Genomic DNA, 23,516 nt, shown 5'->3' on the forward strand with positions numbered 1-23,516 from the left:
CCTAATTGGTCGGCAGCGGACCCGGGAGTAACAAGCTCGTCGGGAATCCCGGCACCGGCGGGGTCATCCAGCGGCGGGCTCGCCCGCGACCGAAGGCCTGCACCTTGCCTGCCTGAGCGAGTTGCTCCAGTGCCCGCTGCACGGTGCGGGGGCTTGCTCCGAGCGCGATCGCCAGGGCCGAACTCGACCAGGATTCGCCGTCGGCGAGGAAAGCGAGCACGGCCGCGTGCTGCTCCTCGACGGGCGGCGCCAGCACCACGACGCTGCCGGCGCGCCGCGGCGCGAGTGCAAAGCCTCGCTTCGTCGCCTTTATATCCGCCAGCGCGTGGAGCTCGCCGCGAAGCCGGCCAATTTCGACACGCAGGCGGGCGCGATGCGATTCATCGGCGTGCTTCGCCCGAAAGGCGCGCGCGAGAAGGGTGCTTCTCGGAACATCGCCTGGCCAGGCTTCGGCCAGCGCGCGCAGAAGGGCGAACAGGACGGGGCGCGTCGCGAGCGGGATCGCATGTCTCTCGTCCCGCAGGACATTGCGGCACGCGTCGACGACCAGCGCACCGGAGCCCATCAGCGCTTCGACCTCCTCCAGGAGCAGGGGACGCTCCTCTCCGCCCGCGATCAGCCGCGCCGCCGGTGTCTCAAGCACCAGCGATGCGCTCTCCACCTCGGCGGCGAGCGCGGGGATGGCTGCTTCGCGCGAAGCTTGCTCGGCCCGCGTGAACGCGGCCCGCGCCGCCTTCGTCTTCAGCCGCCGAATGGCAATCCCCGCGACCGCCAGCTCACGGGCTGCCCTTAAGGCGGGCGGGAGGGGCATCGTGGGGTCGGCGTCGGCGAGCAAGCGTTCGGCCTCGTCGAGGCGGCCGATCAGGAGCAGCCGCCGGACCTCGAGGTTCAGCGCATGCGCCGCATTGGCGCGGTCGCCATGCGCTTCAAGCGTCGCCCGCGCCGCGTGCAGTGCTTTGGCCGGCCAGGAGAGATCGCGGGAAACCAGCGCGATCTCGGCCTCGGCCGCGACGCACCTTGCGCGGGCCATCGCCTCTTTCTGGCCGAAAGCGCGCGCCGCGCTCCTGAGAAGTGCCTTTGCCCGGACGAAGTCACCGAGCTGCGCCATCGCTATGCCTCGAAGTGCGAGCGCCGGCGCGTCGTCACGCAGCGCAACCCGCTTCAATGCGCCGAGGGGATCGCCCCCCGCCAGTGCACGCGCCGCAGCGGTGATCATCGAGTCCATCGGAATCCCGTCACACTTGTAACTCCCGGCATCACCGCACCTCGCCCTACTCTGTTCACGACCGGCAAGCGACCTGTCGCGCCGGAATGCTACGACGACAGACAGCCAAGGAGAAGATTGATGACTGCACATGCAACGGGAACACGCGAAGAATGGCTGGCGGCGCGGCTCGATCTGCTCAAGGCGGAGAAGGAGCTGACGCGGATGAGCGACGCGCTTGCGCGGCGACGCCAAGAACTGCCCTGGGTCAGGATCGACAAGGAATACCGCTTCGAAACCGATGCGGGGAGCGCCTCGCTCAAGGACCTCTTCCGCGGGCGCTCGCAGCTTCTCGTCTACCACTTCATGTTCGGGCCCGACTATACCGCCGGCTGCCCGTCCTGCTCTTCGATCGCCGACGGCTTCAACGGCATCGTCGTCCATCTCGAGAACCACGACGTCGCCTTTTCCGCAGTATCGCGTGCGCCGCTCGCAAAGCTGCAGGGGTTCAGGGAGCGGATGGGATGGAGTTTTCCCTGGGCATCCTCGAACGACGGCGACTTCAACCGTGATTTCAGCGTCTGGTTCACGGCGGACGAGCAGCGGGAGGGCGGCATCGAGTATAATTATCGCCGCGAGCCGCCGGCGCCGGAGCCGCTCGCCGGCAAGACCGTGCAGGAATGGCAGCTAAAGGGCAGCGAAGGACCGGTCGCGCAGATCGCCGCCATGACGGGGACCGATATCGCCACCTATACCCGCGACAGACCGGGCGTCAGCGCCTTCGCGCTCGACGACGGCATCGTCTATCACACCTACTCGACCTATGCCCGCGGCCTCGACGGTCTCTGGGGCATGTACCAATGGCTCGACCGGGCGCCGCTCGGGCGCAACGAGAGCGGTGTCTGGTGGCGCCACCATGACCGGTACGACCGGGGTTGACGTTGCGATGGCACCGCGGTCAGCGCCCCGTAACGGAATGCCGCCTGCGGTCGAAGGACCGACCGCAGGCAGTGCGAAGGCGCAAGGGATGGCCGGCTGGCTCTCCCTCGCCGCCACGCCGGCCTGCATCGTCATGGCGGTGATGACGGTCGTCACCGGAGGCGCGACGATGGTCTGCTCCTCCCTGCAGGAACCGTCACCGCTCAACGAAATGGCGACGATGTACCTGCTGATGGCGGCTTTTCATTCCCCACCCTGGCTGAGGCTCGTCGCCAACCGTAGAAACCGCGCCGGCATGCACGCCCGCGTCACTTCGCCGAATAGAACTGCAGGGTAAACACCGTTCCTGCGATCTCGTCGGCCAGTTCCTTCGAGAATTCCAGCGGCCCGCAGTTCTCCAGAGCCGCCGTTGCGGCGGCCACGAAGGCCTTCCGTTCATCCGCCCCGCCGGTGACGCGGCTCGCCGTCGGCTGGGGCGGACCCATCAAGGTGCCGTTGCCGCGGAAGGCGAATTTGAGTGTGACGAAGGAATCCCTGACGCCGGCCGGCGGCGTCCAGCACTTGCTGAGCGCGTCGCTCAGTTCCTCAACGCTCCGCAAGGGTTCCGCGCGCAGCGGTGCGGCTGCGGCAACAAGAAACGTGCCGGCGGCAGCCAGCCCGATGAAGGTTTTCATTCTCGACCCAGCCCGTTCTCCCAAGAATTCCGCCCAAGAATGCGTGGCGCCGCCCCCGGAAGCAATCCGGTCGGCACCCTCGCCGCGGAAAAAACCGCAGTGCACCCTTCCGAGGAAGCCCTGTTAGAGCAGCCCCCGCTTTGCCAGATTGCGCATCAGCGCCGTCGTGCCGAAGGTCCAGGGCGGGCAGTCGGTCGACAGCCGCACGGTGTTGACCAGGCTGCCGAGCCCCGGGCTCGAGATCGTCACTACGTCGCCGATCTTATGGGTGAAGCCCTGGCCCGGTTCGTCGCGATCCTCGACGGGGGCGAAAAGCGTGCCCATGAACAGCATCAGCCCGTCGGGATATTGGTGATGCGGGCCGATCGTCTGGGCGACGAGGTCGAGCGGGTCGCGGCTGATCTCGCGCATGGTGCTCGCGCCCTTCAGGCGAAAACCGTCCGGCCCTTCGATCATGAGATCGAGATCGGCCTGGCGCACGTTGTCGATCGAGTAGGTCTCGTCGAACAGGCGGATGAAGGGGCCGATCGATGAGGAGGCGTTGTTGTCCTTGGCCTTGCCGAGCAGCAACGCCGAGCGTCCCTCGATGTCGCGCAGGTTGACGTCGTTGCCGAGCGTGGCACCCCTGGCGCGCCCGTCGGAGGCAACGGCCAGCACGATCTCCGGCTCCGGATTGTTCCAGCGGGAAATCGGATGAAGCCCGACGGCGGCGCCCCATCCGACGGAGGAGAGCGGCTGTCCCTTGGTGAAGACCTCGGCGTCGGGGCCGATGCCCACTTCGAGATATTGCGACCAGACGCCCTCCTCGATCAACGCCGCCTTGACACGGGCGGCTTCGGGCGAGCCAGCGTTCAGGTTCCGGAGGGCCTCGCCGATGATCGCGGTCACCCGCCTGCGAATTCCTTCCGCCCGCGCGGCATCGCCGGCGGCGCGCTCCTCGATGACGCGCTCGATCATCGAGCGGGCGAAGGTGACGCCGCAGGCCTTGACCGCCTGCAGATCGCAAGGGGCGAGCAGATGGATTTCCTCCCTGCCCCGCGGCTCCGCCGACGCCATGACGACGGCGAGCGAAGCAAGCGCCTCGCCGCGGGCCGTGCGCGCATAGTCGACGGGATCGTCGAGTTCGAGAAGATCGCGCATCGTCGGCACCTCGCGCGAGGTGATGTCGACCACCTGCCCTTTCCGGACGGTCACCAGGCTCGGGCCCTCCGCATCCGGCCGCCATGCCCGTCCGACGAAGGTTCCGACGTCATAGGTCTCGCTCATTTCTGTCATCCTCTGCGCTGGCGGCGCGTCGGCCGCGTCCCGGATCGTTTTCGCAGTTAAGGCGGCCCGCTGTAAAGCACCTTGGCGCGTGAACGCGGGCTGCGCCGGAAGTCGTGCGCCGGAACCTTGAAAGATTTCGAGCGTTTAACTTTCGTCGCGGGTCAACCGGGCCGCGGCACGGCCACAGCTATACTTGCCCAGCACGGAACCCATTCTTAAGCTTTTGCTGAATTAGGGAGCCATACACAGGCGAGTGCATTCGGAACCGTGGCCGGAAAGGATGTGGATACAATGAATCAGCAGGAACAAATCAAAGAACAACCACCGCTCGATCCCGTGACGGGTCAGCCGACCCCGCGGGAACCGGAAGCGCCGGCGCCGAGGACGAGCCGCAGCGGTTGGCCGTTGCTGATCATTCTTGTCGCCGCCGTGGTGCTTGCGCTGATCGCCTGGCTGCCGGCGGAACTCACAGGGGACGGGGAGAACGAGCCCGCCCCGGCTCCGTCCACGGCGACAACGCCGGCCGACGAACCGGCGCCGACCGATCAGGCAACGCCTCCGGCCGGAGGAGCGACACCGCCGGCACCGACCGCGCCCGCGCAGCCGCAGAGCCAGCCGGCGCAGTAGGCCTCCACGGCACCGCGTCCAATCGGACGCGGTGAAGCACTTCGTGCTGCTGCATGATGAATGGTTTCGATTGAAGCAATCCTGCGGCGGGAGGGGAGGTCCGCCTCACCCCCTCCGTGGCTGAAAAGGCATTTCCGACCGGGGGGCACCATTCATGAACGAGATCGTTGCCGACATTCTTGTTGCCACGCATACGCCTTACACGGTGATCTTCGCGCGGTTCTGCGGCGCCATCCTGCTTGGCGCGCTGATCGGCATCGAGCGGGAGAAACGGCAGCGCCCCGCCGGCCTCAGGACCCACATTCTCGTCTGCCTGGCGTCGGCGATCTTTGCCGTTATCGCGATCGAAAGCGTGCACAAGGTCAGCCTTTCCGGCCCCGAGGTGCGCATCGACCCGATCCGGGTGGTGGAGGCGGTGACGGCGGGGGTAGCCTTTCTCGCTGCCGGCATGATCGTGTTTTCCAGGGGCGAGGTCAAAGGCTTGACGACCGGCGCCGGAATGTGGCTGGCCGGCGCCGTCGGGCTCTCGATTGGCTTCGGCTTCTGGCCGATCGCCATCTTCGCCACGCTCGCGAGCCTCGCCGTCCTCTTCATCCTTGGACGGCTGGAGGTAGCGCTGCTGTGGAAGAGCCCGGAAGGCTCCCACCAGGAAGAAGCGCTGAAGCGGAGGGAGGACAATTCCGCGCGGCGGGGCGAGGCGAAGCAGGGATAGCGGATCTCGACTACGGGTTGGCCGGAGCCGACCCATCAGGGCGGGCTTGCGGACGGGGAGCGGCCTTGGAGGCCGGGGCGTGATGGCGAAGACCATGCAGGGCTGCGATCGCCCGGATGGCAGAGTCAGCCGTCGCAAAGCGCCGGCCGTCCAAGGACCAGACGCTGTATTTGACGGCAATGAAGCGCAGTTGCCCGTTATCGGGGACCAGCGCGCCAACGGCCTCGCCGGCAAACTCTACCGCCTGTTTCCGCATTGAACTTGAAACTCCTCCCGTCGCCGGGCAAAAGCCCAGCGGGCCGAACCTCGACATCAGCCGCCAGAAGAACGCGCCAACCGCCGTCGGGTTCCGGCGGACGCGAAAAAAGCGTCACCCTACTGCATGTCTCCTGACCTCGATTTAAGGACAAGGACATGCAGCAATTCAAAGTGCTGCAGCGACCTTTGCGCGTCTGATGAGACCCGGTGCTGTGGGCGGGCGCTTTTGCGTCAGGCGAGGAAGCGCTCCGGGCGATAAGCGGCGATGTCGATCACCGTCTTCTCGCCGGTCATCGCCTCGGCGAGCGCGCGGCCGGTGACGGGGCCGAGGGTCATGCCGTGATGCGCATGGCCGAAGGCGAACCAGAGCCCCTCATGGCGGGACGCCTTGCCGATGATCGGCATCATGTCGGGCGTGCAGGGCCGCGCGCCCATCCACGGCTCCTCGTCGCGGCGTTCGGCGAGCGGGAAGAACTCGCGCGCGACGCGCTCCGCCCGGGCCAATTGCACCGGCGTCTTCGGCGCGTCGCGGAGCGCGAATTCGGCTCCCGTGGTCAGGCGGATGCCGCGCAGCATCGGCGCCAGGAAGTAACCCATCTCGGCATCGAGCACCCAGTTGTTGAGCTGGGCGCCGTCCCTGGCGCCGTAATGCATGTGATAGCCGCGCTTGACCGCGAGCGGGAAATGGTAGCCGAGCTTGCGCGTCACCGTGTCGGCCCAGGGGCCGAGGGCAACGACGACCTCGCGGGCTTCGAGCGGCCCTTCCGGCGTCGCGACGCGCCAGCCGGCGCCTTCCAATATATGCTCCAGCGTTGCCGCATCGCCGGAAACGAGCCGGCCGCCAAGCGACTCGAAATAGGCGAGATAGGCCTTGTTGAGACTATGCGGATCGCGGATCGACCACGGATCGTTCCAGCGCAGGCCACCGGCGAGCTCCACCTGGATGAACGGTTCGATCGTCTTCAACTCGCTCGCCGAAAGCTTCTGGTGACCGACGCCGAAGCCGGCCGAGAGCTTTTCCGCGTCCCGGTAGGCCGCATCGCGCTCCTTCTCGGTGCGGAACACCTTCATCCAGCCTTCCTTGCGGATGAGGTCGCCGGCGCCGGAAGCCGCGATCAGGTCCGCGTGCTCGGCGATCGAGTGCTCGATCAGCGGCGCGTAGAGATGCGCGATCCGCTGGTGCTGGGTGAAGCCGGAATGCCACCAGTAGCGCGCCAGGAACGGCACCAGTCCCGGCAACGCCCGGAAGTGATAGCTGGCATCGATCGTGTTGTTCAGCGCATAGCGGAAGAGCGCGCCGAAATCATGCGGGAAGCCGTAGGGGAAGACGCCCTCGCGCTGGATCAGGCCGGCATTGCCGTACGACGTTTCCTCGCCGGCGCCGCGCCGGTCGAGAAGGACCACCGCCTTGCCGCGCCGCGCCAGGTGGATGGCGGAGGAAATGCCGACGATGCCGGCGCCGAGAACCACTACATCCGTCTTCATGTGCGACGCTCCCTATGTCCGCTGGATGATTTGTTAAACCGGAAGCGGATTAAGAAACCATGCAATCGCCACAGGCGGCCGACAAGAGGCGCCCGGCCCGGCGCCGCAAGCAAAAACGAGGGCGGAGCCCGGGCTCCACCCTCGCGGTCATGTCAATATGTTGCCCGCCCGCTCGGGACGAGCGATGCGTCACGTTCGGCGGATGAAGCCGGCGACGAGCGAAATCACCAGGAGTATCAGGAATATGAAGAACAGGACCTGCGCGATCTGCGCCGAAGCGCCGGCAATTCCGCCGAAGCCGAGAATGCCGGCAATGACGGCGACGACCAAAAATAGGAGAGCGTAGTAGAGCATCTGTCAACTCCTTGCCTCATTTGCTGAAATCCAAACGTGAGGCAAGGCGCCTTTGTTCCGGCGCGACGATCTGCCGTGGCGCGAGCGGAGATCGGGCCGGCCGTCGCCGCAACTTGGAAACCATTGATTAACCAAAGAAACCGTGAGCCGAGGACCGGGGGCACCGCAAGCAGGGCGGGCAGGAACCTTCGACAGGTCTCGGCGTTGTTCGAATAGTTGGCGTAGTCCCGGGCGTTGTCCTGGTAGTAGCAGAGCTTCTTGGGAAAGAAATGAAGATTCCCTCGCGACATATATGGAAGACCGTGAACGAGATCAGCCGGCAGAGGGCCGGTCTCCGCAGTCAGAACCTGCATATCGGCAGAACCATACGGGATCTTCAGAGCCACACGGAACAGAAAGCCAATAAGAGGCTGGACGCTCTCCTCGAGAATCTGGAGCGGGCCGAACGCAACGCGGGCAAGTAGGCGACGCCGCCGGTGCGGAGTGCCGGGGACAGTTTTCAGGTAAGCCCGGCGGGCTCGCGCCACGCGCTTCGTTCCCTATCCGCAGGCCGGATCGATGGCAACAATCATGCGCAAGCCCGGCGGCCCGCGCGGAACAAAAGGCGCCAGTCGGCGTTCTGGCGACAATAACAAGCGCCGAAGGGCGGCATGCGTCTGCCGTTTTCCAGTCGCTCTCAGGTGGCGGCGATCGGACGGCATCACCCGCGGTTCGTAACCAAGCTCGGATAGGAACTTATCATGAAAAAGATACTTATCGTCGCTAGCCTCATTCTTCCCCTGGCAGCCTGCACGGCAACGGAAAGGGGTGCGGGGATCGGCGCCGCTTCGGGCGCAATTATAGGTGGTGCCGCGAGCGGCAACGTCCGCGGAGCCGCGGTCGGCGCCGCTGTCGGTGGTGTCGCGGGCGCCCTTATCGGCCGCGCCAGCGAGCCCGGTTATTGTGTCTACCGCGATCAGTACGGACGCCGCTACACCGCCCGTTGCTGATAGCCTCGCGCCAGATATCTTGGCTGTGGGACGCGATATCGTTCACGCCGCGTCCCGCGAGCCGGCTCACCCAAGCGCGCCGGCGGGCGATCACTTCGTTCGCACGCCAGCCAGCACACTACAGCGCCGCACGAGTTCTATTTAAGGGATATGCATGAGGTCAATCGCGTGAGCGTTCCCGCTCCGCCTCATCGAGCCGCCGCAGCAGGTCCACGAAATGCTGCGGCACGGGCTCGTTCTCGACGGCCTGATACAGTGCCTTCAACTGCGAACCAATTTGCGTGTCGGGCTCCGTCTTTCCGGCGGATGCGTTGCGCCGCCCCTTCTGCCCACCTGAGAATTCGTTCATGTTCCGCTTCCACGCGGCGAAGGTCCTGCTCCCCCGGTCCCGACCGCTTTCAAATCCGTTGCTGCCATCTGTTAATCAAGTCTTTCCACAATCCGAAAGACGTGCTCAAAACTTTGACGTATTCTGCTACGCGCCCCCATCGGCACAAACCCTATGCACAATAGTTTAGGAAGGTCTAAATGTCACTTTCCATGAGGATTGCGCCACATCTGCCCTATGTCCGGCGTTATGCCCGCGCCGTCACCGGCTCGCAAGCCGCCGGCGACGCCTATGTCGCTGCAATGCTGGAAGCTCTGATCGATGACATCGAGCTCTTTCCGGCGGCCTCCAACGATCGCATCGGCCTTTACAAGCTCTTCTGCTCGCTCTTCGAGAAGCTGAAGGTGGACCTTTCCCAGTTCACATCGCCCTTCGCCTGGGAACAGAGGGCCGCGGCCAACCTGTCGCTGATGGCACCGGCGGGACGACAGGCGTTCCTGCTCATCGCGCTCGAGGGTTTCTCGACCACTGAAGCCGCCGAAATCATGGGTGTCGACCAGAGCGCCCTCGCCGAGCTGGTCGCCGGCGCCTCCGAGGAGATTTCGCGCCAGGTGGCAACCGACGTGATGATCATCGAGGACGAGCCGCTGATCGCGATGGACATCGAGGACATGGTGACGAGCCTCGGGCACCGGGTCACCGGCATTGCCCGCACGCGCGCCGAGGCTCTCGATCTCTACCGCGAAACATCGCCGAAGATGGTGCTTGCCGATATCCAGCTCGCCGACGGCAGTTCCGGGATCGATGCGGTCAACGACATCCTGACGCAGGCGACCGTTCCGGTGATCTTCATCACCGCCTTTCCCGAACGGCTCCTGACAGGCAAGAAGCCGGAACCGGCTTTCCTGGTGACCAAGCCCTTCAACCCGGAAACGGTGAAGGCACTCATCAGCCAGGCGCTGTTCTTCGACGAGCACGCGCATGCAGCAAGCCGATAAGGCGTCATCTCAATCCGGCAACTGCGGCTCCGACGGCTCGCGGACCTGTTCGAAGATGGTCATCGCGATCAGCGACAGCGGCAGGGCGAGGATCGCCCCCACGGCGCCCCACATCCAGGTCCAGAACAGGATCGCGACGAAGATCAGGAACGGATTGATGGCGAAGCGGTGGCCGAGGACCGCCGGCACGAGCAGGTTCTCCATGGCGAGATGAACGAGGAAGAAGGCGGCCGCCGGTGCGAGCGCAGCGGCCATCGCATCATGGGTCATCAACCCGCCGACGATGAGCGACAGCGTCATGGCGGTGACGCCGAGATAGGGAATGAAGCTCGAGACGAAGGCGAAGAGCCCCCAGAGCGGCGCCATCGCCAACCCACCGACGAGCGCAATGACCGTGGTCACCGCACCGAGCGCGAGATAAATCAGGCTCGCGGTCGAGAAATAGCGGGCAAGGGCGTCCTCGAGGGCATTCATGACCCGGATCGCGCTCAAGCGGCCGTCGCGGCTCGGAAAAGCGAGCACGATCGTGGCGCGCAACTGGGCGCGCCCGAGCAGGAAAAGAATGAGCGATGCCAGGAAGATCAATGTCTGGATGAGGGCCGGCGTCAGGCTTGCCGCAACCGTCCCGATCAGCAGCCCCGCATTCTTGACGATCACGTCGCCGAAGGCGTCATCGCCGGCGCTGCGCGCGAGCGCCCTGTCCAGCCATTCGACGCGCTCGGCAAACGGCAGCAACCGTTGCATGACGTCCTCAGCCAATTGAGGCGCCCGGGCCGCAAGGTCGGTGATCGGACCGAGAAGCGCATTCACGAGGGACGATAAGCCGAGCACGAAGAACAGCGCCAGCAACAGGCCGCCGAACATCGGATGAAGCCCGAACCGCTCCAATTCATCGGCGGCCCTGCCGAGAACGATGCCGACGACGATCGCGAAGGCGACGGGCATCAGGATCGCTCCCATTGCGTAGACCGCGGCGGAGCTGGCAATCACGAACATCCCGATCGCGCTCCCGGCGACCAGAAGATCTATGCCGTCGCGCTTTCGGGCAGGCGCCGTCGACACCTCGACCAGGGCCCTTTCGGCGTCGCGCTTGCGGCCGGCCGTCACTCGTCTCACTGAATCCATCGGCACCTACCTTTCGACCGATGTTTGCGAACGTCTTCGTCTCCGGGGAGCATTCGTCACGCCTGACCGCAGGCGGGCTTCTGCAGGCGGCGCCGGGCGGCTTGCTCAAGATTTCCCGGGCGGGAACACGTAGAGCGTGAGGGAAAGCAGCCCCAGGCCCAGAACGATCACCAGCAAGGTGTAAGCCAGGCCTTCCGCTGTCTCAGGAAAAAAGCCGAAGCCCACCACCACCCCCGCCAGCACCAACAAGCAAAGCCGAGGCAGCCAGTAGAGCATGTGCCATCCTCCGCGTGCGGAAACGCAAGCATAAACGTTCCAACAAGGAATTCGTTCCTGCGCGGCAGGGCCTGCGGCAGACGGCGAAACGCCGCCGGCCTGGCGGCCGGCGGCGTGAACGGTGCAGAGGATTGCCCTGCATCTGAGATGGAGCGAAGGTCTCAGAGAGCCGCCGTGACGATGACTTCGACGAGATATTCCGGCGTTGCGAGCTTGGCCTCGCCGGTCGCGCGGGCCGGGGTGTGACCCTGCGGCACCCAGGCGTCCCAGACGGAGTTCATCTTGGCGAAATCGGCCATGTCGGCGAGCCAGACCGTAGCCGAGAGGATGCGCGTCTTGTCCGTGCCGGCGAGCGCGAGCAGGCGATCGACCTCGGCGAGCGCCTGCTTCGTCTGGGTGACGACGTCGTCGCCGGCCTTGCCGACCTGGCCGGCGAGATAAACCGTGTTGTTGTAGACCACGGCCTGGCTCATCCGCGGGCCGGTTTCAATGCGCTTGATTTCCATAATCGTCATCCTGCTGTTTGGGCGAACAAGCCAGCCATAAGGGCTGCCGCCGCCAAGGCTCACATGGCGGCGGGCAACCTCTACACGACGGAGGCGAGAACGCCAATAAGCCGTGCTTGCGTTTCGCGGGGTTTGTGCCGGCCGGCGAGCGGGGCGGCACGCTTCCGGCGCGGCTCAGGCGGCGTTCTTCCTGGCAAGCCGGGCCTTGATGCTGGCGACGTCCGCCCTCGGCGTCGCCGCGAACAGCGTCTTCGTATAGCTGTGCTGCGGGTTGGAAAACACCGCGTCGCGGCTGCCGTACTCGACGGCTTCGCCGTAATACATCACCATCACGTCGTCGGCGATATAGCGAACGACCGAGAGGTCGTGACTGATGAAGACGTAGGTGAGCTTGAACTCGTCCTGAAGATCGGCGAGCAGGTTCAAGACCTGCGCCTGGACGGAAAGGTCCAGCGCGGAAACAGGCTCGTCCAGCACCAGCAGCTTGGGGTTCAGCATCAGCGCGCGGGCGATGGCGATGCGCTGGCGCTGACCGCCGGAGAACATGTGCGGGTAGCGGTTGTAGTGCTTCTCCTCGAGGCCGACCTTCTTCAGCATCGTCATCGCCCGGTCGCGGCGCTCGGCTGCCGGTATATCGGTGTTGATGACGAGCGGCTCGGCGAGGATGTCGCCGATCTTCTGGCGCGGGTTGAGCGAGCCATAAGGGTTCTGGAAGACGATCTGCACCTTGCGCCGCATCTCCGGCGTCAACCGCTCGCGGGCGATATCGACCGTCCGGCCGTCGATCAGCAGCTCCCCGGAGGTCGCCGGATCGATCAGCGTGATAATGCGGCCGAGGGTCGACTTGCCGCAGCCGCTCTCACCGACGATCGCAAGCGTCTTGCCCTCCTCGACGGTGAAGCTGACGCCCTTCAGCGCATGGACGGTGCGCGCCTTGCGGAACAGGTTGCCCGGAATGTGATAGTCGCGCACCAGGTTGCGGGCTTCGAGCACATGGGTCATCGCGCGGCTCCCTCGAGCATCTGCTGGTCGTTGAAGAGTTCGGAGATCGTCGGCAGCCGGTCTCCCGTCGCGTTCTCCGGCAGCGCGGAAAGAAGCGCCCGCGTGTAGTTGCTCTTCGGCGATTCGAACAGCGACAGCACGTCCGCCTCCTCCACCTTGCGGCCCTTGTACTGCACGATGACGCGATCGGCCGTTTCGGCGACCACGCCCATGTTGTGGGTGATCATGATGAGACCCATGCGGTATTCCTGCTGCAGCTTCATCAGGAGGTCGAGGATCTGCTTCTGGATCGTCACGTCCAGCGCCGTCGTCGGCTCATCGGCGATGAGCAGCTTCGGATTGCAGGCAAGCGCGATGGCGATCATCACGCGCTGGCACTGTCCGCCCGACATCTGATGCGGAAAATGCCGGAGGCGCTCGGCCGGTTCCGGGATGCCGACCGCCTCGAAGAGCTCGATCGCGCGCTTGCGCCGCGCCGCCCGGTCGAGGCCCATGTGGATGCGCAGCACTTCCTCGATCTGGAAGCCGACGGTGAAGCAGGGGTTGAGGCTCGCGATCGGCTCCTGGAAGATCATGGCGATCTCCTTGCCGACGATCTTGCGGCGATCGGAAGGCGACATATTCAGGAGATCCCGCCCGTTGAAGGCGAGCTTGTCGGCAGTGACGGTCGCGGTCCAGGGCAGAAGCCCCATCGCCGCAAGCATGGACACGGACTTGCCCGAGCCCGATTCCCCGACGATCGCCAGGACTTCGCCCTCGTGGACCTTGAGCGACACGCCGTCGACCGCGCGGAAGGGGCCGGTTGCGGTCTGGAATTCGACGACGAGGTTTTCGACTTCGAGAAGCGCCATGTCAGGACCTCTTCAGCTTGGGGTCGAGCGCATCGCGCAGTCCGTCGCCCATGAGATTGATTGCCAGGACCGTCGCGAGGATGGCGAGGCCGGGGAGCGTGACGACCCACCAGGCGCGCAGGATGAATTCGCGCGCTTCCGCCAGCATCGTTCCCCATTCCGGGGCCGGCGGCTGCGCGCCCATGCCGAGGAAGCCGAGCGCTGCGGCGTCGAGGATGGCGCTCGAGAAGGACAGCGTCGCCTGAACGATGAGCGGCGCCATGCAGTTCGGCAGGATGGTCTTGAACATCAGCCTGAGGTGCCCTGCTCCGGCGACCTTGGCCGCCACGACATAGTCGCGGGTCTTCTCCGTCATCACCGCCGCCCGTGTCAGGCGAACGAAGTGCGGCTGATAGACCAGAGCGATCGCGATCATCGCATTGGTGAGGCCCGGGCCGAGTACCGCCACCAGCACGAGTGCCAGCAGCAGCGACGGGAAGGCCAGGATGATGTCCATGATCCGCATGATGAACGTGTCGACCCATCCGCGGAAATAGCCGGCAACGACGCCGACGAGGATGCCGCCGATGAGCGCCAGGGTCGTGACGATGACGCCGACGAACAGCGAAAAGCGCGCCCCGTAGATGAGGCGGGAGAGCATATCGCGGCCGACGGCGTCGGTTCCGAGAAGGAAGCCGGCACGGCCGCCCTCCTCCCAGAAAGGCGGAAGCAGGACGGCTTCGCGGAACTGGATGGTCGGGTCATGCGGCGCAACGAGCGGTGCGCAGATGGCCAGTGCGACCAGCAGCAGGAAGAAGGTAAGGCCAATGACGGCGCCACGGTTCTCCGAAAAATAGAACCAGAACTCGGCGAGCTTCGCCCGGCGGGAGGGGTCCCTCGAAACGGGGCTTGTCGCGGTAACTTCAGTCATGTCGCCCCTCCTCAATGCCGGATGCGCGGGTTGAGCAGGCCGTAGAGCAGGTCCACGGCGAGGTTTACCAGCATGATGACGGCGGCGATGATCAGGAGCCCGCCCTGGATCACGGCGTAGTCGCGCCGGGAGACCGAGTCGACCATCCACTTGCCGATGCCCGGCCAGGAAAAGATCGTTTCGGTGAGGATCGCCCCGGCCAGCATGACGCCGACCTGCAGGCCGATGGTGGTCACCACCGGGATCATGGCATTGCGCAATGCATGTATGCCGACCACGCGGAAGGTGGACAGGCCCTTGGCACGCGCGGTGCGCACATAGTCCTCCGACAGCACCTCGAGCATCGCCGAACGGGTCTGGCGCGCGATCACGGCGAGCGGAATCGTGCCGAGCACGATCGTCGGCAGGATCAGGTGACTGACGGCCGACCGGAATGCGCCGTCCTGCCCCGACAAAAGGGAATCGATCAGCATGAAGCCTGTGACCGGCGGGAAGAAGAACATCAGCGAGATGCGCCCCGACACCGGCGTCCATTGCAGGATGCCCGACACGACGATGATCAGCAGCAGGCCCCACCAGAAGATCGGCATTGAGAAGCCGACGAGCGCGGTGCCCATGATGATCTGGTCGAAGATGGAGCCGCGCTTGATCGCCGCAACGACGCCCGCGGGGATGCCGACCACGACGGCGAAGATGATGGCGCAAAGCGAGAGTTCGACCGTTGCCGGGAACAGCTCCAGGAACTGATCGATCACCGGCCTCTTGGTCACGATCGACACACCGAAGTCGCCGCGCAGAACACCCCAGAGATAATCGAGATACTGCACGACAACCGGCCGGTCGAAGCCCAGTTGATGAGAAATTTCGGCGTGCCGCTCGGGCGACATCACCCGTTCGCCGGAAAGCAGCGCCACGGGATCGCCGGGAAGCAGGCGGATGAAGGAGAAGGCGATGATCGAAACCCCGACGAAGGTCGGGATCAGCACCGCCAGGCGCCCCAGAAGAAATCGGAACATAGTCAAACCTCTTGCCCCGTGGCCGCTCGTTCGCTCAGGCGGCAGCACCGGCAATAAGGAAGAGGGGCGCTCGCCCATGGCAAACGCCCCCTTCGGGTCAGTCGATAAGATTACTCTACAATGTCGACGCCGTCGAAAGCAAAGTCGCCGAGCGGGCTCTGGACGAAGCCTTCGACGTTCTTGCGCATCGGGACGATCGAGAGCGAGTGGTCGATGGTCGCCCAGGGCGCTTCCTTCTTGAAGACCACCTGAGCCTCCTGGTAGAGCTTGGTGCGCTCGGCGACGTCGGTCGCCTCCTTGGCCTTGGTCACCAGGTCGTCGAAGTCCTTGTTGCACCACTGCGCGCGGTTGTTGCCGCCGACAGCGTCGCAGCCGAGCAGAGTGTCGAGGAAGTTGTCCGGGTCGCCATTGTCACCCGTCCAGCCGAGGATCACCGCGCCGTCGCGGTCCTTGGCCTTGGACTTCTCGAGATATTCCGCCCATTCATAGGAGACGATCTCGACCTTGACGCCGATCTTCGCGAAGTCCGCCTGGATCATTTCGGCGGCGCGACGCGCATTCAGCATGTAGGGCCGGGCGACCGGCATCGCCCAGACCTTCATGGAGAGGTCCTTGACGCCGGCATCCTCGAGCATCTTCTTGGCGACTTCCGGCTCGTAGGTGTCGTCTTCGACCTGCTCGTTATAGGACCACATCGTCGGCGGGATCGGGTTGATTGCCGGCTGCGCCTGCCCCTGGAAGACGGCGTCGACGATCGCCTGCTTGTTGATCGCCTTGTTCAGCGCCTTGCGGACTTCGACCTTGTCGAAGGGAGGCAGGGTCGTGTTGTAGGCGAGATAGGCGACGTTGAGGCCGGCCTGTTCCATGACCTTCAGGTTCGGATCCGCCTTCATCGACTCGACGTCGGCCGCGTTCGGATAGGGCATCAGGTGGCATTCGCCCGCCTGCAGCTTCTGGTAGCGGACGGCGGCGTCGGTGGTGATCGAGAAGACGAGATCGTCGATCTTCTGCTTTCCGCCCCAATAGTCCGGATGGGCCTTGTAGCGGATGACGGCGTCCTGCTGATAGCCGACGAAGGCGAAGGGGCCGGTGCCGAGCGGCATCTGGTTCAACTGGTTCATCTTGCCTTCGGCCTGCAGCTTGTCGGCATATTCCTTCGACATGATCGAGGCGAAGGGCATGGCAAGGTTGGCGAGGAACGGCGCTTCCTTGCGCTTCAGCTTGATCTTGACCGTCATGTCGTCGACCTTCTCGATCGACTCGAGCACGTCAGGCAGACCCATGCCGGCGAAATATTCCCAGGACGTGCCGGTCACGTAGGTGTGCCACGGATTATCGGCCTTCCACTGACGCTCCAGGGAGAAGATCACGTCGTCGGCGTTCAGCTCGCGGGTCGGCGTGAAGAATTCGGTGGTCTGGAACTTGACGCCCGGGCGGAGCTTGAAGGTGTATTCGAGGCCGTCGTCGGAGATCGTCCAGCTTTCGGCGAGCCCCGGCTCGGTCTCGGTCGTGCCCTTCTTGAATTCGAGGAGGCGGTTGTAAACGGTATGAGCCGCAGCGTCGAACGTCGTGCCGGCCGTGTAGAGTCCGGGGTCGAAGCCCTCGGGCGACCCTTCCGAGCAATAGACAAACGTCTTCGACCAGGCGGCGCCGGCCATCAGCGTGGCAAGCGCCGTCGCTGCAAACAGAGTTGTGAGCTTTTTCATGAGCTTGCTTCCCAGATTTGTTTTTTGTTCTCGTGTTGTGATGACGCGGGGTCAAATTTTCCCATCCGGTCAAGAATGGATGGAACGACATTTGGCGTCGCAATGCAATAAGTCGCTGCAGAATTTTGTCTATGCGAAAAATTCTTCCCCGGACGGCGTCGAACCGGCCGCTCCGCACCGGCACGCGAATCGCCGCGCCCCCGCCCGCGATTGCGGCTTTTTGCGCCGTCGATCGGACACGGCCGCAAGCGACGACCGGCGAGCCGGACGGCTGTCAGCGCACGGACGACCCCAAAAAAGTGTGTGATAAAGTCCCGCCGGCGATAGATTCTAATAGATTAGAGCGGTGCGGGCGGAAAACCGCACCCCTTTTCCTCGTCCTGCTCTCAGGCAACTGGCGGCGATGACGACGAGGGGAGCGTGCGCTGCATCACACGGCGCTTCCGATTCAGACTTTCGCGCCGTCGACGCGAAGAGGCGGCTGCCCCGGAACGGCAGACTCAGGCGGCGGAGGTCTGCGGACGGGGCGCTTCGTCGAGGCCCAGAAGAAAGTTGATCTGCGGACGGGCCTTGACCAGATCGTCGATCGTATAGCCCTGCAGGACCTCGAAAAAGGCGTTGAGGGCCTTGCGCAGGGCGGCATTGAGGCCGCAGCTGTCGACCAGCGGACAGTCGATCTCGCCCGCCTCGAAGCATTCCGCCATCGCGAAACTGTCTTCGGTCACCTTCACGACGTCGAACAGGCTGATCTCGGATGCCGGACGCGGCAGCCGGACGCCGCCATTGCGGCCGCGCACGGTTTCGACGAGCCCCGCCTTCGTCAGCGGCTGCAGGATCTTGAACAGGAACAGCTCGGAAACGCCATAGGCCTTGGCGATCTCAGGAATGCGGCTGAGCTTCTCGCCGTTCGCAGCGCAGTACATCAACATGCGAACTGCGTAGTTTGTTTGCTTCGTCAGACGCATACTCGGCTCCGGAATTGGAAAAAAATCGTTCCCCCTCATATAGGACGGTTCGTAGTTTGGAACAATTCCAAAAACCTCAAAAATGTACCGGCAGCATCAACTTTATCGGTTTGGCGATTGACTGTCGCCCTCTCCGGGGCCAAAAAGATGACCGGCTTAGTAAGGTTATCAATCAAGAACGGAGAGAACCCATGCATGCCTCGAAAGCGCTGATCGGCACCCTGTCGGTCGCGGCGGCCTTCCTCAGCTTGACGGCACCGGTGCGGGCCGACGGCGAGGTCAACATCTATTCCTATCGCCAGCCCGACCTCATAGAGCCGCTGCTTGACGCCTTTACCAAGGAAACCGGCATCAAGACCAACGTCCTCTTCCTCGACAAGGGCCTGGTCGAGCGCATCCAGGCGGAAGGCGCCAACTCTCCCGCCGACGTCATCCTGACCGTCGATATCAGCCGCCTCACCGAGGCGAAGGACGCCGGGGTGACGCAGCCGGTCGTCAACGAGACGATCAACAAGGACATCCCCGCCCATTTCCGCGATCCGGACGGCAACTGGTTCGGCCTGACGACGCGCGGCCGCGTCGTCTACGCCTCCAAGGAACGCATTGCGCAGAACGATATCACCTATGAGGAACTCGCCGATCCGAAGTGGAAGGGCAAGATCTGCACCCGCGACGGACAGCACTCCTACAATATCGGCCTGTTCGCCTCGATGATCGCCCATCACGGCGAAGCCGAGACGGAAAAATGGCTGACGGGGCTCAGGGACAATCTCGCCAGGAAGCCCGACGGCGGCGACCGCGACCAGGCAAAGGCCATCTTTGCCGGCGAATGCGATCTTGCGCTCGGCAACAGCTACTATGTCGGCCTCATGCTGACCAACGACAAGGAACCCGAGCAGAAGGAATGGGCGTCCGCGATCAAGGTGCTGTTCCCGAACGCCAAGGATCGCGGCACGCATGTGAACATCTCCGGCATGGCGCTCGCGAAGAATGCGCCGAACAAGGAGAACGCGCTGAAGCTCATGGAATTCCTGTCCGAGGGCGAAGCACAGAAGATCTATGCGGAGCAGGTCTTCGAATACCCGGTCCTTGCCGGCGCCGAGCCTTCCGAGGTCGTCAAGTCCTTCGGGTCGATCAAGCCGGACACGCTGCCGCTTGCCGAGATCGCCGCAAACCGCAAGAAGGCCTCCGAGCTCGTCGACAAGGTCGGCTACAACGACGGTCCGCAGGATTGATCGGGTGATCCGACAAAGGGTGCGAAACAGCGGGCGAGAGCCCGCTGTTTTTATTTCGGCGATCCGAAACGCAAGCGGCGCCCCGCCGCCACCGCCCTATCGGTTCTGCGTCCGAAGTTCGGCAATCCAATCCAGGATCGCCTGGCGCCGTTCCGGCGTTCCGGGGTGCGTGGAGAAGATGCTGGTTTCGGACTGGTCGTCGAGCTTCGTCTCCAGCAGCTCGAAGAAGCGGGCGATCGCGGCCGGGTCGAGCCCCGCCTTCATCATCAGCTCGACGGAATGCCTGTCCGCTTCGGCCTCGGCCGATCGCGAATAGGAGAGCGACAGGAGACCGCCGCCCTGCACCAGCAGGTCCTCGGCTTCCGAGCCGATGTCGCCGGTGATGAGCATGATGAGCGCGGCGACGCCGGCGGCGCGATAGACCTGCCTGAGGCTGTGCTGGTGCTCGACATGGCCGATTTCGTGCGCCAGCACGCCGACGATCATCTCGGTGTCCTCGCCTGCAAGCTCGACAAGTTCATCGGTGAGGATCAGCGTTCCGTCCGGAAGCGCGAAGGCGTTGGCGCCGACCGCACCACCTTCGCGGAAGTTGAGCGTATAGCCCGCCTCCCCGCCGTTGGACTGCGCCGCGATGCGATGGAACGCCTCGACGATCCGGTCGCGCCGCGCCTCGTCGAGCTTCGATTCACCGAGCACCGTCTGGTCCATCGTCTCGAGCGTGCTCGCCGACATGATGCGCGGGACGATCGGCGGCGTGACGGCGACGGCGACCTCGACCAGGGCCGGCAGGGCGAAGCGATAGATCATCGCGCCGAGCAGGATCGCCGCGGCGACGAAGGCGACCAGCCGCGGGCGGAACCGCTCCAAGCCGTGGATGATCCCCTCGCGGGCCCTGCCCTTGCCGGCGAGGAACCGGTCGATCGCGTCGTTGTCGACGGTCTCGAACAGCGAGCCGTCGGGAAAGGTAATCCGGCGCGCTATGCGGCCGACCCGCGACGAGATCTCGACTGAGGCAAGGCTGCCACCCGCAAGCTCGGCGTCGGTTTCGCCGCGCACGACCAGCCGCCCGCCGATGTCGAGAAGGCTTGCGGGCAGCGAGCGGCTCGATCCCGGAGGGTGCCACTCGCCCGAGGCAATGGCGGGGCCGTCAGAAGCCAAAGTCGAAACCTTCAATATCCATGAACTCGGAGCCCACGGCCGAGCCTTCCGCGGCGATTGCCGAGAAGAGCTCGCCGACATTGCCGTCGAAACGTACCGCCGTATGCTCGTTGACGTAACGCGCCATCCGGACGGCCGCCCAGGGCCGCATCAGCCCGAGTGTAACAATGGTGACGAGGACGTTCGAGATGGCGATCCAGGTGTAGCCCAGGCGCGGCAGGTCGCTGAGCAGCCTGTGCCTGCCGTCGAAGGTGGTGGCGGACCAGGCGGCGTTGCGGACCCCCGCACGATAGACGAGCGCGGCGACGCCGAAGATCGTCAGGACCAGGACGTAGCCGAGCACGATCAGAACGGCCACCGACACCTGCATCCCGACCGCTTCGGCGAGATCGGGGCTCTCGAAGGCCGTGACGATAAGCGCGCTGTTGAGGGCGACGACCACTGCAACGATCACGACGCCGAGCACGATGATCGCCGCCGAAAGTCCCCAGGTCCTGTAGATCGTTCCGACGGATGGATCGGTCGAGAACGCCTTCTGGCCATAGCGCAGGTTGTTGCCGATATAGCGGTAGGTCCAGCGGCTGGCGAGCGGCGCCAGAATGCCGAGGGTGAGTGCGGCAAGCACCGGCCCGACGATGAAGGCGAGGAAGGCGCCGCCGGCGCGGCCGACGAAGTCGAAACGGACGTTGCGGTAGCTCGTCACCCTTGCGCTGAAGCGCAAACCCCGGGCGATCAGCCAGGGCAGGAAGCAGACAAACAGCACGGCGAGCGCGATGCCGGCGGGCGGCACGAAGGTCAGCAGAAGGTTGTAGAGGATCAGATAGGCGAACACGATCAGGCGCCCGATCAGGATCTGCCCGCCTTTCGCGTGATACTCGAAACCGCGGCCGAGAAGCACCGTGTTGCCGTAGAAATAGCGGTTGCGGCGGACCTTGGCCCAGGCGGAATAAATGCCGAGCGTCAGGATCGTCAGCAGGATATTGACGAGCCAGATACCGAAATACTCGCTGGCGCTGCCGGTAAAGGAGAGACGCTGGAAATCGCCCTCGGCCGCACGTCCGAAACTGCCCTGCCCGACACCCTGCGCCGGCAACGGTTCAGCCAAAACCATGATCTTCCCCCTCAATCAAAGACCGCCGACCGCCTCCCCCGGGAGCATTCAGCGCGCCGAACTCGACCAATGCGCGAATCGCCGACCGTTGCACCGTCTACCCCGACGTTAGAGCATTTTGCAGTCAGGTGGAATCACCTGACGTCGCATAAATGCGGCAAAAACAAACGGATAGAGCGGTGGCGCGAACGCATGTGAGTGCATCCCGCTCTCGCCGTATCGCCGCCACCAATGCAACAAAAAAGGGCCTCCGGAAGGAGGCCCAGCGGGGAGGATCCGTACGGTCCGTTACTTCATCGTCGGGATGGAGAACTCGGCACCGTCCTTGATGCCCGAAGGCCAACGCGACGTGATGGTCTTCGTCCGGGTCCAGAACTTGATCGAGTCCGGGCCGTGCTGGTTGAGATCGCCGAAGGACGAGGACTTCCAGCCGCCGAAGGAGTGGTAGGCGAGCGGAACCGGGATCGGAACGTTGACGCCGACCATGCCGATGTTGATGCGCGAGGCGAAGTCGCGCGCCGCATCGCCGTCACGGGTGTAGATCGCGACGCCGTTGCCGTATTCGTGCTTCATCGGCAGCGACAGCGCTTCCTCGTAGTTCCTGGCGCGGACCACCGACAGGACCGGTCCGAAGATTTCCGTCTTGTAGATGTCCATGTCGGGGGTGACGTGGTCGAACAGGCAGCCGCCGATGAAATGGCCGTTCTCATAGCCTTGCAGCTTGAAGTCGCGGCCGTCGACGACGAGATTCGCACCCTGCTCGATACCGCTCTCGATCAGGCTCCGGATGCGCTGCTCGGCCTCCTTGGTGACGACCGGGCCCATGTCGGCCTTCTCGTCCGTATAGGGGCCGATGCGCAGGCTCTCGATCATCGGCGTGAGCTTGTCGACGAGGCGGTTCGCGGTTTCCTCGCCGACCGGGACGGCGACCGAGATCGCCATGCAGCGCTCGCCGGCGGAGCCGTAGCCGGCGCCGATCAGCGCGTTGGCGGCCTGGTCGAGGTCGGCGTCGGGCATGATGATCATGTGGTTCTTGGCGCCACCGAAGCATTGCGCGCGCTTGCCGTTCATCGCCGCGGTACCATAGACGTAACGGGCGATCGGGGTCGAGCCGACGAAGGAGACGGCACCGATATCCGGATGCGTCAGGATCGCGTCGACCGCGCCCTTGTCGCCGTTGACGACGTTGAGGATACCGGCCGGAAGCCCGGCTTCGATCATCAGTTCGGCAAGGCGGATCGGCACGGACGGATCGCGCTCGGACGGCTTCAGGATGAAGGCGTTGCCGCAGGCGATCGCCGGCGCGAACATCCACATCGGGATCATGGCCGGGAAGTTGAACGGCGTGATGCCGGCGCCGATACCGACCGGCTGGCGGATCGAGTACATGTCGATGCCCGGACCGGCGCCTTCGGTGAACTCGCTCTTCTGCAGGTGCGGAATGCCGATGACGAATTCGCAGACCTCGAGACCGCGGACGACATCGCCCTTGGCGTCGTCGATTGTCTTGCCATGCTCGCGGGAAAGCATCTCGGCCAGTTCGTCCATGTTTTCGTTCAGGAGTTGCACGAACTTCATGAAGACGCGGGCGCGGCGCTGCGGATTGGTGGCGGCCCACTTCGGCTGAGCGGCCTTGGCGCTTTCGACGGCGGCGGCAAGTTCCGCGTCGCTTGCGAGCGCCACGGTGCCCTGAACTTCACCCGTTGCCGGGTTGAAGATGTTGCTGACGCGGCCGCTCTTGCCGGCGACGCGCTTGCCGTCGATGAAATGTCCTACTTCATACATGGATGTTCCTCCTGTCTTGATCTCGGGCGGATCATC

General features: G+C 64.5%; 26 protein-coding genes. 7 read left to right on the plus strand and 19 right to left on the minus strand.

Annotation, left to right across the window (positions count from 1 at the left end; genetic code table 11):
* Position 1: 1 nt before the first annotated feature.
* Entirely contained in the window at positions 2 to 1,225 is a 1,224-nt protein-coding gene (locus ATB98_RS15655; protein WP_066875228.1) for an ATP-binding protein, read from the minus strand.
* A gap of 120 nt (positions 1,226 to 1,345) precedes the next feature.
* On the opposite strand from ATB98_RS15655, the gene ATB98_RS15660 reads away from it, so the two are divergent.
* Positions 1,346 to 2,143 carry a DUF899 domain-containing protein gene (locus ATB98_RS15660; RefSeq protein WP_066875230.1) on the plus strand — a complete coding sequence of 266 codons (798 nt, stop codon included), beginning with the start codon at positions 1,346 to 1,348 and terminating at the stop codon, positions 2,141 to 2,143.
* A gap of 88 nt (positions 2,144 to 2,231) precedes the next feature.
* Entirely contained in the window at positions 2,232 to 2,480 is a 249-nt protein-coding gene (locus ATB98_RS15665) for a hypothetical protein (RefSeq protein ID WP_234781919.1), read from the plus strand.
* Here ATB98_RS15665 and ATB98_RS15670 read toward each other — a convergent pair.
* Both ATB98_RS15670 and ATB98_RS15675 read right to left on the minus strand, forming a co-directional pair.
* Complete coding sequence (locus tag ATB98_RS15670; protein ID WP_066875234.1) at positions 2,452 to 2,817, minus strand: hypothetical protein; 366 nt, start codon at positions 2,815 to 2,817, stop codon at positions 2,452 to 2,454. The genes ATB98_RS15665 and ATB98_RS15670 overlap by 29 nt on opposite strands.
* A 123-nt stretch (positions 2,818 to 2,940) precedes the next feature.
* Complete coding sequence (locus tag ATB98_RS15675) at positions 2,941 to 4,083, minus strand: fumarylacetoacetate hydrolase family protein (RefSeq protein WP_084435487.1); 1,143 nt, start codon at positions 4,081 to 4,083, stop codon at positions 2,941 to 2,943.
* Positions 4,084 to 4,374: 291 nt separating this feature from the next.
* Here ATB98_RS15675 and ATB98_RS15680 point away from each other — a divergent pair, with 291 nt between their 5' ends.
* Both ATB98_RS15680 and ATB98_RS15685 read left to right on the plus strand, forming a co-directional pair.
* The gene (locus ATB98_RS15680; RefSeq protein ID WP_066875238.1) at positions 4,375 to 4,710 is read left to right on the plus strand and encodes a hypothetical protein; all 336 of its coding nucleotides are present in this window, start codon (positions 4,375 to 4,377) and stop codon (positions 4,708 to 4,710) included.
* 154 nt (positions 4,711 to 4,864) lie between these two features.
* Positions 4,865 to 5,422, plus strand: a complete 558-nt coding sequence (locus ATB98_RS15685; RefSeq protein WP_066875240.1) for an MgtC/SapB family protein — start codon at positions 4,865 to 4,867, stop codon at positions 5,420 to 5,422.
* Between the two features lie 10 nt (positions 5,423 to 5,432).
* On the opposite strand, the gene ATB98_RS30015 is transcribed toward ATB98_RS15685, so the two are convergent.
* From ATB98_RS30015 to ATB98_RS15700, 3 genes are all read right to left on the minus strand, one after another.
* Positions 5,433 to 5,678 carry a hypothetical protein gene (locus ATB98_RS30015; protein ID WP_066875242.1) on the minus strand — a complete coding sequence of 82 codons (246 nt, stop codon included), beginning with the start codon at positions 5,676 to 5,678 and terminating at the stop codon, positions 5,433 to 5,435.
* Between the two features lie 233 nt (positions 5,679 to 5,911).
* Positions 5,912 to 7,165, minus strand: coding sequence for an NAD(P)/FAD-dependent oxidoreductase (locus ATB98_RS15695; RefSeq protein WP_066875244.1), 1,254 nt, complete (start codon positions 7,163 to 7,165; stop codon positions 5,912 to 5,914).
* A 189-nt stretch (positions 7,166 to 7,354) separates the two neighbouring features.
* Positions 7,355 to 7,519, minus strand: a complete 165-nt coding sequence (locus ATB98_RS15700; RefSeq protein WP_066875246.1) for a DUF1328 domain-containing protein — start codon at positions 7,517 to 7,519, stop codon at positions 7,355 to 7,357.
* A gap of 740 nt (positions 7,520 to 8,259) precedes the next feature.
* Between ATB98_RS15700 and ATB98_RS15710 the strand changes: the two genes are divergently transcribed.
* Positions 8,260 to 8,508 carry a glycine zipper domain-containing protein gene (locus ATB98_RS15710; protein WP_066875250.1) on the plus strand — a complete coding sequence of 83 codons (249 nt, stop codon included), beginning with the start codon at positions 8,260 to 8,262 and terminating at the stop codon, positions 8,506 to 8,508.
* Positions 8,509 to 8,668: 160 nt separating this feature from the next.
* On the opposite strand, the gene ATB98_RS15715 is transcribed toward ATB98_RS15710, so the two are convergent.
* Complete coding sequence (locus ATB98_RS15715) at positions 8,669 to 8,857, minus strand: NepR family anti-sigma factor (protein WP_066875252.1); 189 nt, start codon at positions 8,855 to 8,857, stop codon at positions 8,669 to 8,671.
* Between the two features lie 179 nt (positions 8,858 to 9,036).
* On the opposite strand from ATB98_RS15715, the gene ATB98_RS15720 reads away from it, so the two are divergent.
* Positions 9,037 to 9,834, plus strand: a complete 798-nt coding sequence (locus ATB98_RS15720; protein WP_066875255.1) for a response regulator — start codon at positions 9,037 to 9,039, stop codon at positions 9,832 to 9,834.
* A 9-nt stretch (positions 9,835 to 9,843) separates the two neighbouring features.
* Here the strand turns inward: ATB98_RS15720 and ATB98_RS15725 are convergent, their stop codons facing one another.
* The 9 genes from ATB98_RS15725 to rirA all read right to left on the minus strand — a co-directional run bounded on the left by ATB98_RS15725 (position 9,844) and on the right by rirA (position 18,191).
* Entirely contained in the window at positions 9,844 to 10,959 is a 1,116-nt protein-coding gene (locus tag ATB98_RS15725) for an AI-2E family transporter (protein ID WP_066875257.1), read from the minus strand.
* Positions 10,960 to 11,064: 105 nt separating this feature from the next.
* Entirely contained in the window at positions 11,065 to 11,235 is a 171-nt protein-coding gene (locus tag ATB98_RS29510) for a hypothetical protein (RefSeq protein ID WP_167354081.1), read from the minus strand.
* Positions 11,236 to 11,396: 161 nt separating this feature from the next.
* Entirely contained in the window at positions 11,397 to 11,741 is a 345-nt protein-coding gene (locus ATB98_RS15730; RefSeq protein ID WP_066875258.1) for a RidA family protein, read from the minus strand.
* 174 nt (positions 11,742 to 11,915) lie between these two features.
* Positions 11,916 to 12,743: a dipeptide ABC transporter ATP-binding protein gene (locus tag ATB98_RS15735; RefSeq protein ID WP_066875260.1), complete on the minus strand. Its 828-nt coding sequence runs from the start codon at positions 12,741 to 12,743 to the stop codon at positions 11,916 to 11,918.
* Positions 12,740 to 13,594 carry an ABC transporter ATP-binding protein gene (locus ATB98_RS15740; protein ID WP_084435491.1) on the minus strand — a complete coding sequence of 285 codons (855 nt, stop codon included), beginning with the start codon at positions 13,592 to 13,594 and terminating at the stop codon, positions 12,740 to 12,742. Before ATB98_RS15740 ends, ATB98_RS15735 begins: the two co-directional genes overlap by 4 nt.
* A 1-nt stretch (position 13,595) precedes the next feature.
* A complete protein-coding gene (locus ATB98_RS15745; protein WP_066875262.1) occupies positions 13,596 to 14,504 on the minus strand; it encodes an ABC transporter permease subunit in 909 nt (302 codons plus the stop codon).
* Positions 14,505 to 14,515: 11 nt separating this feature from the next.
* Complete coding sequence (locus ATB98_RS15750; RefSeq protein WP_066875264.1) at positions 14,516 to 15,520, minus strand: ABC transporter permease subunit; 1,005 nt, start codon at positions 15,518 to 15,520, stop codon at positions 14,516 to 14,518.
* A 110-nt stretch (positions 15,521 to 15,630) separates the two neighbouring features.
* The gene (locus ATB98_RS15755; protein WP_066875266.1) at positions 15,631 to 17,226 is read right to left on the minus strand and encodes an ABC transporter substrate-binding protein; all 1,596 of its coding nucleotides are present in this window, start codon (positions 17,224 to 17,226) and stop codon (positions 15,631 to 15,633) included.
* A 500-nt stretch (positions 17,227 to 17,726) separates the two neighbouring features.
* The gene (rirA, locus tag ATB98_RS15760; protein WP_066875268.1) at positions 17,727 to 18,191 is read right to left on the minus strand and encodes an iron-responsive transcriptional regulator RirA; all 465 of its coding nucleotides are present in this window, start codon (positions 18,189 to 18,191) and stop codon (positions 17,727 to 17,729) included.
* Between the two features lie 191 nt (positions 18,192 to 18,382).
* Here rirA and ATB98_RS15765 point away from each other — a divergent pair, with 191 nt between their 5' ends.
* Positions 18,383 to 19,426, plus strand: coding sequence for a Fe(3+) ABC transporter substrate-binding protein (locus tag ATB98_RS15765; RefSeq protein ID WP_066875270.1), 1,044 nt, complete (start codon positions 18,383 to 18,385; stop codon positions 19,424 to 19,426).
* Between the two features lie 96 nt (positions 19,427 to 19,522).
* On the opposite strand, the gene ATB98_RS15770 is transcribed toward ATB98_RS15765, so the two are convergent.
* The 3 genes from ATB98_RS15770 to ATB98_RS15780 form a co-directional block, all read right to left on the minus strand.
* Complete coding sequence (locus ATB98_RS15770; RefSeq protein ID WP_066875272.1) at positions 19,523 to 20,584, minus strand: M48 family metallopeptidase; 1,062 nt, start codon at positions 20,582 to 20,584, stop codon at positions 19,523 to 19,525.
* A complete protein-coding gene (locus ATB98_RS15775; RefSeq protein ID WP_066875274.1) occupies positions 20,574 to 21,695 on the minus strand; it encodes a YjgN family protein in 1,122 nt (373 codons plus the stop codon). Before ATB98_RS15775 ends, ATB98_RS15770 begins: the two co-directional genes overlap by 11 nt.
* 288 nt (positions 21,696 to 21,983) lie before the next feature.
* Complete coding sequence (locus ATB98_RS15780) at positions 21,984 to 23,480, minus strand: CoA-acylating methylmalonate-semialdehyde dehydrogenase (RefSeq protein WP_066875276.1); 1,497 nt, start codon at positions 23,478 to 23,480, stop codon at positions 21,984 to 21,986.
* Positions 23,481 to 23,516 lie beyond the last annotated feature (36 nt).

The organism is Sinorhizobium saheli (genome assembly GCF_001651875.1).
Lineage (GTDB): Bacteria > Pseudomonadota > Alphaproteobacteria > Rhizobiales > Rhizobiaceae > Sinorhizobium > Sinorhizobium saheli.

Bases quoted from the DNA above. Each gene is read 5' to 3' on its own strand.
- ATB98_RS15755 (WP_066875266.1), bottom strand. From the start codon at position 17,226: ATGAAAAAGCTCACAACTCTGTTTGCAGCGACGGCGCTTGCCACGCTG.
- ATB98_RS15725 (WP_066875257.1), bottom strand. From the start codon at position 10,959: ATGGATTCAGTGAGACGAGTGACGGCCGGCCGCAAGCGCGACGCCGAA.
- ATB98_RS30015 (WP_066875242.1), bottom strand. From the start codon at position 5,678: ATGCGGAAACAGGCGGTAGAGTTTGCCGGCGAGGCCGTTGGCGCGCTG.
- ATB98_RS29510 (WP_167354081.1), bottom strand. From the start codon at position 11,235: ATGCTCTACTGGCTGCCTCGGCTTTGCTTGTTGGTGCTGGCGGGGGTG.
- ATB98_RS15775 (WP_066875274.1), bottom strand. From the start codon at position 21,695: ATGGTTTTGGCTGAACCGTTGCCGGCGCAGGGTGTCGGGCAGGGCAGT.
- ATB98_RS15740 (WP_084435491.1), bottom strand. From the start codon at position 13,594: ATGGCGCTTCTCGAAGTCGAAAACCTCGTCGTCGAATTCCAGACCGCA.
- rirA (WP_066875268.1), bottom strand. From the start codon at position 18,191: ATGCGTCTGACGAAGCAAACAAACTACGCAGTTCGCATGTTGATGTAC.
- ATB98_RS15695 (WP_066875244.1), bottom strand. From the start codon at position 7,165: ATGAAGACGGATGTAGTGGTTCTCGGCGCCGGCATCGTCGGCATTTCC.
- ATB98_RS15670 (WP_066875234.1), bottom strand. From the start codon at position 2,817: ATGAAAACCTTCATCGGGCTGGCTGCCGCCGGCACGTTTCTTGTTGCC.
- ATB98_RS15660 (WP_066875230.1), top strand. From the start codon at position 1,346: ATGACTGCACATGCAACGGGAACACGCGAAGAATGGCTGGCGGCGCGG.
- ATB98_RS15675 (WP_084435487.1), bottom strand. From the start codon at position 4,083: ATGAGCGAGACCTATGACGTCGGAACCTTCGTCGGACGGGCATGGCGG.
- ATB98_RS15710 (WP_066875250.1), top strand. From the start codon at position 8,260: ATGAAAAAGATACTTATCGTCGCTAGCCTCATTCTTCCCCTGGCAGCC.
- ATB98_RS15680 (WP_066875238.1), top strand. From the start codon at position 4,375: ATGAATCAGCAGGAACAAATCAAAGAACAACCACCGCTCGATCCCGTG.
- ATB98_RS15750 (WP_066875264.1), bottom strand. From the start codon at position 15,520: ATGTTCCGATTTCTTCTGGGGCGCCTGGCGGTGCTGATCCCGACCTTC.
- ATB98_RS15655 (WP_066875228.1), bottom strand. From the start codon at position 1,225: ATGGACTCGATGATCACCGCTGCGGCGCGTGCACTGGCGGGGGGCGAT.
- ATB98_RS15745 (WP_066875262.1), bottom strand. From the start codon at position 14,504: ATGACTGAAGTTACCGCGACAAGCCCCGTTTCGAGGGACCCCTCCCGC.
- ATB98_RS15735 (WP_066875260.1), bottom strand. From the start codon at position 12,743: ATGACCCATGTGCTCGAAGCCCGCAACCTGGTGCGCGACTATCACATT.
- ATB98_RS15700 (WP_066875246.1), bottom strand. From the start codon at position 7,519: ATGCTCTACTACGCTCTCCTATTTTTGGTCGTCGCCGTCATTGCCGGC.
- ATB98_RS15730 (WP_066875258.1), bottom strand. From the start codon at position 11,741: ATGGAAATCAAGCGCATTGAAACCGGCCCGCGGATGAGCCAGGCCGTG.
- ATB98_RS15715 (WP_066875252.1), bottom strand. From the start codon at position 8,857: ATGAACGAATTCTCAGGTGGGCAGAAGGGGCGGCGCAACGCATCCGCC.
- ATB98_RS15765 (WP_066875270.1), top strand. From the start codon at position 18,383: ATGCATGCCTCGAAAGCGCTGATCGGCACCCTGTCGGTCGCGGCGGCC.
- ATB98_RS15780 (WP_066875276.1), bottom strand. From the start codon at position 23,480: ATGTATGAAGTAGGACATTTCATCGACGGCAAGCGCGTCGCCGGCAAG.
- ATB98_RS15720 (WP_066875255.1), top strand. From the start codon at position 9,037: ATGTCACTTTCCATGAGGATTGCGCCACATCTGCCCTATGTCCGGCGT.
- ATB98_RS15685 (WP_066875240.1), top strand. From the start codon at position 4,865: ATGAACGAGATCGTTGCCGACATTCTTGTTGCCACGCATACGCCTTAC.
- ATB98_RS15665 (WP_234781919.1), top strand. From the start codon at position 2,232: ATGGCCGGCTGGCTCTCCCTCGCCGCCACGCCGGCCTGCATCGTCATG.